Below are 8,982 nucleotides of genomic sequence, written 5' to 3'. Positions count from 1 at the left end.
GCACGGCGATGCCGAGCGTTGCGCCGGTCATGCGCGCGACATTGACGAGCGCGCTCGCGGTGCCCGACCGCGCGGCGTCGACTGCGCCGACCGCGACGGTCATCAACGGGCCCGTCGCGATCCCCATGCCGAGCCCCGTCAACGCGAGCCCGAGTTCGGCGCCGAGCAGGCTCGACGAACCGGCTGACGTGCCGATCGTCGCGAGCCCGCTCGCGATCAGGGCGACACCGCCGGCTGTGGCCGCACGCGCGCCGATGCGCTCGGACAACGGCCCCGACCACGGCGAGACGAAAACGAACACGAGCGCCATCGGCAGCAGCGCGAGGCCCGCGCCGGTCGAATCGAGGCGGCCGGCGCCTTGCCAGAAGAGCGGCAGCAGGAACAGCACGCCGTACATCCCGAACGTCATGCCGGTGGTCGCGGCGATCGCGCCGCGAAACGCGCCGATCCGGAAGAGTTCGAGCGGCACGAGCGCGGCCGCGCCGTGACGCCGTTCGATCGCGACGAATGCCACGAGCGAAGCGATCGCGACGCCGCCCGCGAGCGCGCACGCAGCCGGTGAATCGCGGAACACGATCGCCGCATAGGCCAGCGCGCTGAGCGCGAGCGCGCCCGTGACTTGCGCACCGACGTCGACGTGCCGGCCGCGCGGATCGGACGACTCGGGCACCGCCGGGATCGCGAGCAGCATCGCGGCGACGCTCAGCGGTACGACGACGAAGAAGATGCTGCGCCAGCCGAAGTGCCGGATCAGCACGCCGCCGAGCGTCGGGCCGATCGCCATCGCCACGCCGTTGCACGCGGCCCAGATGCCGAGCGCGCGGCCACGCTCGACCGGGTCGCGCCACACCACGCGCACGATCGCGAGCGACGCCGGCAGCAGCAGCGCCGCGCCGACACCGGCCAGCGCGCGGGCGGCGATCAACACCGATACCGATGGTGCGAGCGCGCACAGCAGCGACGCGACGGTGAAGAGGGCCGTACCCGCGATGAAGAGGCGGCGCCGGCCGTGCAGGTCGGCAAGCAGCCCGCCAGTCAGCAGCAGCACCGCGTAAGTGAGGTTGTAACTGTCGACGACCCATTGCAATGCGCCCACGCCCGCGTGGAAATAGTCGCCGATCGCACGCGTCGCGAGATTGACGACGGCCGTGTCGACCTGAGCGACGAGCACCGCGAGGCACAGGGTCAGCAGCGTCATCCCGCGCCGTTCGGTGGTGGCGCAGGCGGCCGGTGTGAGATGACCCGAATTCGGCACGATAGGTCGCTCCTTGAACGTCGTTCGATTCATGCTGCGCCGTGGCTGCTGACAGCGTGGTGTCAGCAGGCGCTGCATCAGGTAAGCCGGGCGGGGTGATGCGCACGGTTCATGCCGGGCAGTCGTTCATCCGATCGGACGATTCGGCGCCGATACACGGGCGATAGGGTCTGTCACGGCGCGTATGCGCCACTCCCGCCCCCGTCACCATCGACAGAGGATCCGCATGACACTGTCCGCCCGCAAGCCGCCAGGTTCGGCCCCGTTCTCCGGCTACGCGCCTTTCCCCCGTCGTCCACTGGCCAGGCGCATCGTTTGTGCCGCCGCGCTCGCGTTGTCGGCCATGCTGTCCGCGCCGGCCGCGCGCGCGGACGAGCCGGCAACCGGCGCGCTGATCCGCGAAGCCTACGACTACGCGTTTCCGCTGTTCAAGCTGTCGCAGTACCGCTGGACGGCGCTGGAAACGACCGGCGCGCGTACCAGCACGACGTTGAACCGGTTCGCACACGCGCGCGAGATCGCCACGCCCGACGACCGGTGGGCCAATTCGCCGATCGTCGACGCGTTGTATTCGACCGCCTGGATCGATCTCGCGCGCGGCCCGGTCACGATCGATACGCCCGACACAGCCGGGCGCTATACGGTCCTGACGCTGATCGATTTCTACTCGAACACGTTTTTCTATGCGGGGCACCGCACGACAGGCACCGCGCCGCAGCATTACCTGCTGGTCGGGCCCGGCTGGAAGGGGGCCGTTCCGGATGGCGTGCGGCTGGTTCGTGCGCCGGCCAACGACGTGTACGTCAACCTGCGTGTCGCGGTTGACGGGCCGGCCGATCTCGCGGCCGCCAATGCCGTGCAGGACGGGTTCCGCATCACGCCCGAAAGTGCCGCCGCGGACGTGAGCACGCATGGCCCGTCACGCATTCAGCCGCGCGACGACGATGCGCAGAACTTCGTCGCGATCGCGAACCAGATGCTCGCGCTCGATCCGCCGCCCGCGCACGACCGCGCGCTGGTCGAACGGTATCGCCGCATCGGCATCTGCGGTGCCGAATGTGCGTGGGATCGACTGCCGGACGATGTCCGCGCGGCGTGGAAGGAGGCCTATCCGGCGCTCGAGCAGCAGTTCGTGAAGACCTACCTCGCCGCGGCAGGATCGCACGGCTGGATCAACTACAACCCGCCGGGTTCGAAGCTCGGCACGACCGAACAGCGCGACTACCCGTTGCGTGCGCTCGCCCTGGCGATGGGGATGGGGATTCTCGGCGTGAGCCGCGACGAAGCCAATTACTGGATCACGTTCCGCGACGCGCACGCGCAGCCGTTGCTCGGCAGCCGCCGCTATCGGTTGCGCCTGCCGCCGGGCGGGATTCCGTCGAACGCATTCTGGTCGGTGTCGCTGTATGCGGTCGACCCGGATGGCCAGTTCCTGAATGCCAATCCGATCGGCCGCTACCAGATCAGCAGCCGCACGCGCGGCCTGACAGTCAATCCGGACGGCAGTATCGACATCGTGCTGCAGGCGGCGCGCCCCGATGGCGCGTCGGCGGCGAACTGGCTGCCGACGCCGGCCGACGGCCGGCCGTTCACGCTGTTCGCGCGTGCCTACGAACCGACCGGCAGCGTGCTGCAAGGGACGTTCGCGATGCCGTCGGCGGAGCCGGTGCAATAACCGGCGCACTCAGAAAAGAAACGGGGCGCATCGCGCCCCGTTCCACATGATCGACGCGGTATCGGGCGATGCAACCCGATACCGCTTCGAGTACGTCGATTACGCCGCCACCTCCCGCGCCCGCACCATCGTCAGTGCCGCATCTTCGATCATGTCTTCCTGCCCGCCGACGAGCCGTTGCCGGCCCAGCTCGACGAGGATGTCGCGCGCGGGAATCCCGTACTTCGCTTCCGCGCGCTTCGCGAACAGCAGGAACGACGAGTAGACGCCCGCATAGCCGAGCGTCAGCGCGTCGCGGTCGAGGCGGATCGGCGCGTCCATGATCGGCACGACGAGATCCTCGGCGACGTCCGAGATCGCGAACACGTCGACGCCTGTTTCGATCCCCATCCGGTCGCACACCGCGACGAACACTTCCATCGGCGTGTTGCCCGCACCGGCGCCGAGGCCGGCCGCGGCCGCGTCGATCCGGTTCGCGCCGGCGGCCACCGCTGCGACCGAATTCGCGACGCCCATCGCGAGGTTGTGGTGGCCGTGGAAGCCGAGTTCCGTCTCCGGCTTCAGCGCGTCGCGCACCTGGCTGATGCGCGCGGTCACGTCGTCGGGCAGCATGTGGCCGGCCGAATCGGTGATGTAGATGCAGTTCGCGCCGTACGATTCCATCAGCTTCGCCTGCACGACGAGCTGCTCCGGCGACGACATGTGCGCCATCATCAGGAAGCCGACCGTATCGAGCCCGAGCGTGCGTGCGAGGCCGATGTGCTGCTCCGACACGTCGGCCTCGGTGCAGTGCGTCGCGACCCGGATCGTGCCGACGCCGAGTTCGTGCGCCATGCGCAGGTGCTCGACGGTGCCGATGCCCGGCAGCAGCAGCGCCGACACCTTCGCCTGCTTCAGCTCCGGAATCACGGCGCTCAGGTACGCCTCGTCGGTATGCGCGGGGAACCCGTAGTTGACCGATGCGCCGCCGAGCCCGTCGCCGTGCGTGACCTCGATCAGCGGCACGCCGGCCGCGTCGAGCCCGCGCGCGATGTTGCGCATCTGGTCGAGCGTGATCTGGTGGCGCTTCGGGTGCATCCCGTCGCGCAGCGACATGTCGTGGACGGTGATCTTCTTGCCTGCAAGTGACATTGCGTGGCTCCTCAACTCAAGCGGTAGCGGCCGTCGCGGCCAGCATCTGTTCGGCGAAACGCTCGGCCGTGGCGGCCGCGGCGGCGGTCATGATGTCGAGGTTGCCCGCGTACTTCGGCAGATAGTCGCCGAGCCCTTCGACTTCCATGAAGACCGACACACGATTGCCGTCGAACACCGGGCCGTTCTTCAGCGTGTAGCCGGGCACGTAGCGCTGCACTTCCTTGACCATCGCATGCACGGACGCGGTGATCGCGTCGACGTCGGGCGGCCCGTCGGTCAGGCAATGGATCGTGTCGCGCATGATCAGTGGCGGCTCGGCCGGGTTGATCACGATGATCGCCTTGCCCTTGCGCGCGCCGCCGACCTGTTCGATCGCGCCGGACGTCGTGCGCGTGAATTCGTCGATGTTCTTGCGCGTGCCGGGGCCGACCGAGCGCGACGACACGGTCGCGACGATCTCGCCGTACGCAACCGGCTGCACGCGCGAGACCGCATACACCATCGGGATCGTCGCCTGGCCGCCGCAGGTCACCATGTTCACGTTCGTCTGCGCGCTGTCGAGGTGCGCATCGAGGTTCACCGGCGGCACGCAGTACGGCCCGATCGCGGCGGGCGTCAGGTCGATCATCTTCACGCCGAGCGCGGTGAGCTTGTCGGAGTTGTCGCGGTGCACGTAGGCCGAGGTCGCGTCGAACGCGATGCGGATATCGTCGGCGACGACGTGCGGCAGCAGCCCGTCGACGCCCTTGTCGGTGGTCTTCAGGCCGAACTCGCGGGCCCGCGCGAGGCCGTCGGATGCCGGATCGACGCCGACCATCCACACGGGTTCGAGCACCGTCGAGCGGCGCAGCTTGTAGAGCAGGTCGGTGCCGATGTTGCCGGGCCCGATCAGTGCGCATTTGATTTTCTTCATCTGGGTTCTTCCTTTAGATAAAGCGGACGTCGCAACTGCCGATGCCGGAGATGTGCATCGACAGCGCGTCGCCGGCCGTGACCGGAATCAGTTTCGCGAGCGAGCCGGACAGCACGATCTCGCCGGCGAGCAGCGGCACGTCGTACGCGGCGAGCGTGTTCGCGAGCCACGCGACTGCGTCGGCAGGGTGGCCGAGCGCCGCGTCGCCGCGCCCTTGCGCGACGGGCTCGCCGTTTTTCTCGATCGTCATCTCGCACGCGGCGAGATCGAGCGTGCGCGGATCGACGCGCGCGTCGCCGAGCACGTACACGCCACACGACGCGTTGTCGGCGACGGTGTCCTCGATGCGGATCGCCCAGTCGCGGATGCGCGAGTCGACGATCTCGAAGCAGGGCGCGACGGCGGCCGTCGCGGCGATCACGTCGGTGCGGTCGACGCCGGGGCCGCGCAGGTCGCGCGCGAGGATGAAGGCAATTTCACCCTCCGCGCGCGGCGCGATCAGCGAATCGGCGGCGATCGCTTCGCCGGCCGCGTAGTGCATGCCGGACAGCAGGATGCCGAAATCGGGCTGGCGCACGTTCAGCATGTCCTGCACGGCCTGGCTCGTCACGCCGATCTTCTTGCCGACCACCGCCTCACCGTGTTCGACGCGGCGTTCGATGAAACGCTGCTGGATGCGGTAGGCATCGTCGAGCGACAGGCGGCGGGGGCGGCTCGACAGCGGCGCGACCGGCGCACGCGCGTGCCACGCGGCGTACAGTTCGTCGCCGAGCGTCGTATGCAGGCGGGAAGACATGAAAGGGCCCTCGAGTCTCGAATGAATCGAATGGAAAAGGCCGCCGTCGCGGGCGGCGTCGGGCGCCGGAGCGGAGGCTCCGGCGCGTGGGTCGCGGCCGTGCCGCGACGACAGGTTGCTTAGTTACCCGAACTGCGGATCGCGTCCGGCGAGAAGTACGCCTCGTTGAACTGCGGGCTGTTGTCGAGCTTCGGCATCGGGCCTTCGTTCGTCAGGCGGTCGGCCATGTACGCGCCGGAGATCAGGTCGTGATAGAACACGACGCCCGGGTAGAACACCTTCGCGTCGTACGCGTACAGCGTCGTCGCGACGTTGGTGCGCCACAGCTGGCCGCGCGCGTCGTAGTTGTCGGCGAGCAGCGTCATCCACGAATCCTCGTCGATGTACAGCACGCGCTTCGCATACTGGTGACGGTAGTTGCTCTTCAGCGTCGCCTGCAGCACCCACACGCGATGCAGCTCGTAGCGGATGTACGACGGGTTCTCGTGGCCCTTGGTCAGCAGGTCCGCGTACTTCACCGAGCTGTCCATCGCCTTGTAGTTGTCGTACGGCACGTAGATCTCACGCTTGCCGACGATCTTCCAGTCGTAGCGGTCGCCGGGGCCGTTGTACAGGCGGTCGTCGTCGACGGTGCGGAAGCCGCCCGGGCCTTGCGGCTGGTCATAGCCATACTCGGGCGCCTGGCGCACGCGCCGCGTGCCGGGGTTGTACATCCACGTGCGCGACGAGTTGTCCGCGCCGGCCTTGTCCCAGTTCGTGAAGCCGACGATCAGCGAGCCGCGGTCGGACAGCGGCAGCTCCGTCGCGTTGCGGTAGTACGTGCGGTTGTTCAGGTCGCTTTTCACGTCGAACTTGCCGGAGTTGCGCGGCGAGTAGATGTCGTAGCGCACCTTGCCCCACGCGATGTTGCCGTCCGAGTACACGACCGCCTGGTCGTAGGTCGCCTGCTCGGCGCCGATCGCCGACGAGAAGCGCTGGTTCCACAGCAGCTCGGCAGCGGTTTTCGGGATCGGGTAAGGCACCGTCGGCGGCGCGTTCGTGAGGCCGTTCGCATCGGCCGTCATCGTCGAATCCGGCGAGTACGCGCGGATGTCCTTGTAGACCGAATCCGCGTAGCGGAAGTCGCGATGGCTCGGGTAGACGTTGATCTTGAACGAGGCCGGGTAGCGCTTGAACATCGCCTTCTGGCCGTCGGTCAGGTGCTCGGCGTACTGCGCCATGTTTTCCGCGGTGATCGTCGCGACCGGCTTGTCGCTCGCGAACGGATCGGGGTAGCGGCTGCCGCGCTTGTACTGCACGTCCGGCGGCGTGCCGAGCCACTTGCCCGACCACTCGGGCACGCCGCTGTCCTTGCTGGCGGCGCGCACCGCGCCCATCGGCGTCAGCGGGCCGTCGAGCGCCTTCAGGTCGTCCGGCGTGACCTTCGGGAACGACGCCGTCGCGACGACCGCGCACGCGGCCATCACCGACGCGCGCAGGAGGGGGAGATGAATGCGTTTCATATCGGTCCTCATAGTGCTAAATGACGAGCGGCCGGGCCGCTCAGAAGTGGTAGGTCGCCGTGGCCAGCACGTAGTCTCGATCCGCGAGCGGGCGTGTGACCGGGTTCGGCGAGCCGAGGAACTTCGCGTAGACGAGCGACAGTTGCAGGTTGCTCAGGCGCGTGAACGTCACGCCGGCCGTCACGCGGTGGTCGCCCTGGCCCGTCAGCGAGCCGAGCGCGCCGGCGAGCGGCGACGTGCCGGTCAGGTCGTGCGTGTAGGTCAGCGGCACGTCGAGATCCCAGCCGTTGAACACGTTCTTGTAGCTGAGCGTCCACGCGATCTCCATCGCGAGCGCATTGCGCGAATTCGCGAGCGTGGTCGAGCCGTCGAGCTCCGAGATGCTGCCCGCATGCACGTACGTGAGTTCGCCGATCAGCGACTGCGAATTCGCGAGGAAGCTCGGCCCGATCGAGTAGATGCCCGACAGGTTCGTCTGCAGCACGTTCGCGCGGGTCGACTGCGGGCCCGTCGGCGTGTTGACGAGCACGGCCGCGCCTTGCCGGTACGACACTTCGCCGGCGACGTTCACAGGGCCGACCTGCGTCGAGAAGCTCGCGCCGGTCAGCTTGATGTTGCTGAAGTAGGTCTGCTGGTACTGGAGCGTCGGGAAGTAGGTCGTGACGACGCTCGGGTTCATGTCGTTGTAGTGCAGGTGATACAGGCCGAGCTCGGTGTCGCCGAGGACGCGGAAGCGCGCGCCGATCCCCCACTGGTTGCGGGCGCTCGGCTTGTCGTCCGGGCCGCGCGGAATGATCATCCCGCCCGGGCCGATGATGTACTGCGCGCCGGGGCCCGTGACGTCGGAATAGCTCCAGTACGTGCCGGGCGCGGTCAGCCGGTTCTGCTGGTACGAGAACTGGTAGTAGCCGAGCAGGCTGAAGTTCGGCGTGATCTGCCACTGCGTCGAGATCTGCGGCACCGGCAGCAGGATGTCCTTCACCTCGGCGCCGGCCATGTACGACTTGGTCGCGTCGGACGGCCCCTGTGCGCCCGCGATGTTCGGGAAGAACAGGCTTTCGCCCCACGCGACGACCTGGTCGCCGACCTTCACGTTCAGGCTCGTCGAACCGATCTTGAAGGTGTTGTACACATACGCGGCGAGCAGCGTCGTGTGGCCGCCCGACCAGTAGCGCGCATCGCTCGTGAAGTTGTTGTACTGCCCCGACTGGTTCACGGTGCCCGGCGCATCGTTGTAGTTCGGACGGTGATACGCCTGGTCGTAGAACGTGTCGGCGCGCACGAACACACCCCAGTCGTCGTGCTTCAGGTTCACTTCGCCGAGCAGGCTGACCTGGTTCTCGATCAGCTTGTTCTTCGCGAAGTTGCGGTCGCCGTCGTCGCCGTTGATGTTCGCCGGCGTGAGGAGATTGCCGCTCGGTGCGCGGGTGCGCATGCCGAGGCCGTAGCTGAGCGTGAACGTGTAGTCCAGCGTCGTGTCGGCGCCCAGGTCGATCGTGCTGCCTGCGTGTGCGCTGGGCACGGCGCACGTCAGCAGCGCGGCGGCCAGCGTCGACAGCGTGGCGGTTGCCCGCTTGTCGGTACGGCGCGAAATCCGTTGATGCATGGTGTCTCCTCTTGGGGGTATCGACGACGGTCGACTGTGTGTGTTGTCGTGAGAGGCAGAGTAGGGAGATCGCGGTAGCAGGGAATCGTCAAAATGAACTA

Annotated in this window: 7 protein-coding genes; 1 reads left to right on the top strand and 6 read right to left on the bottom strand. The window is 67.8% G+C overall.

What is annotated here, in order from left to right:
- Positions 1-1,198, bottom strand: a 1,198-nt coding sequence (locus G3O00_RS18305; protein WP_206143856.1) for an MFS transporter, incomplete at its 3' end; no start/stop codon positions are given.
- Between the two features lie 283 nt (positions 1,199-1,481).
- Here G3O00_RS18305 and G3O00_RS18300 point away from each other — a divergent pair.
- Entirely contained in the window at positions 1,482-2,930 is a 1,449-nt protein-coding gene (locus G3O00_RS18300; protein ID WP_206143854.1) for a DUF1254 domain-containing protein, read from the top strand.
- Between the two features lie 99 nt (positions 2,931-3,029).
- Here the strand turns inward: G3O00_RS18300 and dmpG are convergent, their stop codons facing one another.
- From dmpG to G3O00_RS18275, 5 genes are all read right to left on the bottom strand, one after another.
- Positions 3,030-4,061, bottom strand: a complete 1,032-nt coding sequence (gene dmpG / locus G3O00_RS18295) for a 4-hydroxy-2-oxovalerate aldolase (protein ID WP_059240447.1) — start codon at positions 4,059-4,061, stop codon at positions 3,030-3,032.
- Positions 4,062-4,077: 16 nt separating this feature from the next.
- A complete protein-coding gene (locus tag G3O00_RS18290; protein ID WP_174940845.1) occupies positions 4,078-4,977 on the bottom strand; it encodes an acetaldehyde dehydrogenase (acetylating) in 900 nt (299 codons plus the stop codon).
- Positions 4,978-4,990: 13 nt separating this feature from the next.
- A complete protein-coding gene (gene dmpE, locus G3O00_RS18285) occupies positions 4,991-5,773 on the bottom strand; it encodes a 2-oxopent-4-enoate hydratase (RefSeq protein ID WP_206143853.1) in 783 nt (260 codons plus the stop codon).
- A 119-nt stretch (positions 5,774-5,892) separates the two neighbouring features.
- Entirely contained in the window at positions 5,893-7,275 is a 1,383-nt protein-coding gene (locus G3O00_RS18280; protein WP_174929455.1) for a DUF1329 domain-containing protein, read from the bottom strand.
- Positions 7,276-7,315: 40 nt separating this feature from the next.
- Entirely contained in the window at positions 7,316-8,881 is a 1,566-nt protein-coding gene (locus tag G3O00_RS18275; RefSeq protein ID WP_206143852.1) for a DUF1302 family protein, read from the bottom strand.
- Between the last annotated feature and the right edge of the window lie 101 nt (positions 8,882-8,982).

It is taken from the genome of Burkholderia sp. Ac-20384, from assembly GCF_017104605.1.
GTDB lineage: Bacteria > Pseudomonadota > Gammaproteobacteria > Burkholderiales > Burkholderiaceae > Burkholderia > Burkholderia lata.
The sequence above is the reverse complement of the archived record's forward strand: the minus strand, read 5'-3'. Positions and strand labels throughout refer to the sequence as shown.

What these genes read in the sequence shown, in the direction of transcription:
- G3O00_RS18280 (WP_174929455.1), bottom strand. Translation starts at nt 7,275, where the DNA reads ATGAAACGCATTCATCTCCCCCTCCTGCGCGCGTCGGTGATGGCCGCG.
- dmpE (WP_206143853.1), bottom strand. Translation starts at nt 5,773, where the DNA reads ATGTCTTCCCGCCTGCATACGACGCTCGGCGACGAACTGTACGCCGCG.
- G3O00_RS18275 (WP_206143852.1), bottom strand. Translation starts at nt 8,881, where the DNA reads ATGCATCAACGGATTTCGCGCCGTACCGACAAGCGGGCAACCGCCACG.
- G3O00_RS18300 (WP_206143854.1), top strand. Translation starts at nt 1,482, where the DNA reads ATGACACTGTCCGCCCGCAAGCCGCCAGGTTCGGCCCCGTTCTCCGGC.
- G3O00_RS18290 (WP_174940845.1), bottom strand. Translation starts at nt 4,977, where the DNA reads ATGAAGAAAATCAAATGCGCACTGATCGGGCCCGGCAACATCGGCACC.
- dmpG (WP_059240447.1), bottom strand. Translation starts at nt 4,061, where the DNA reads ATGTCACTTGCAGGCAAGAAGATCACCGTCCACGACATGTCGCTGCGC.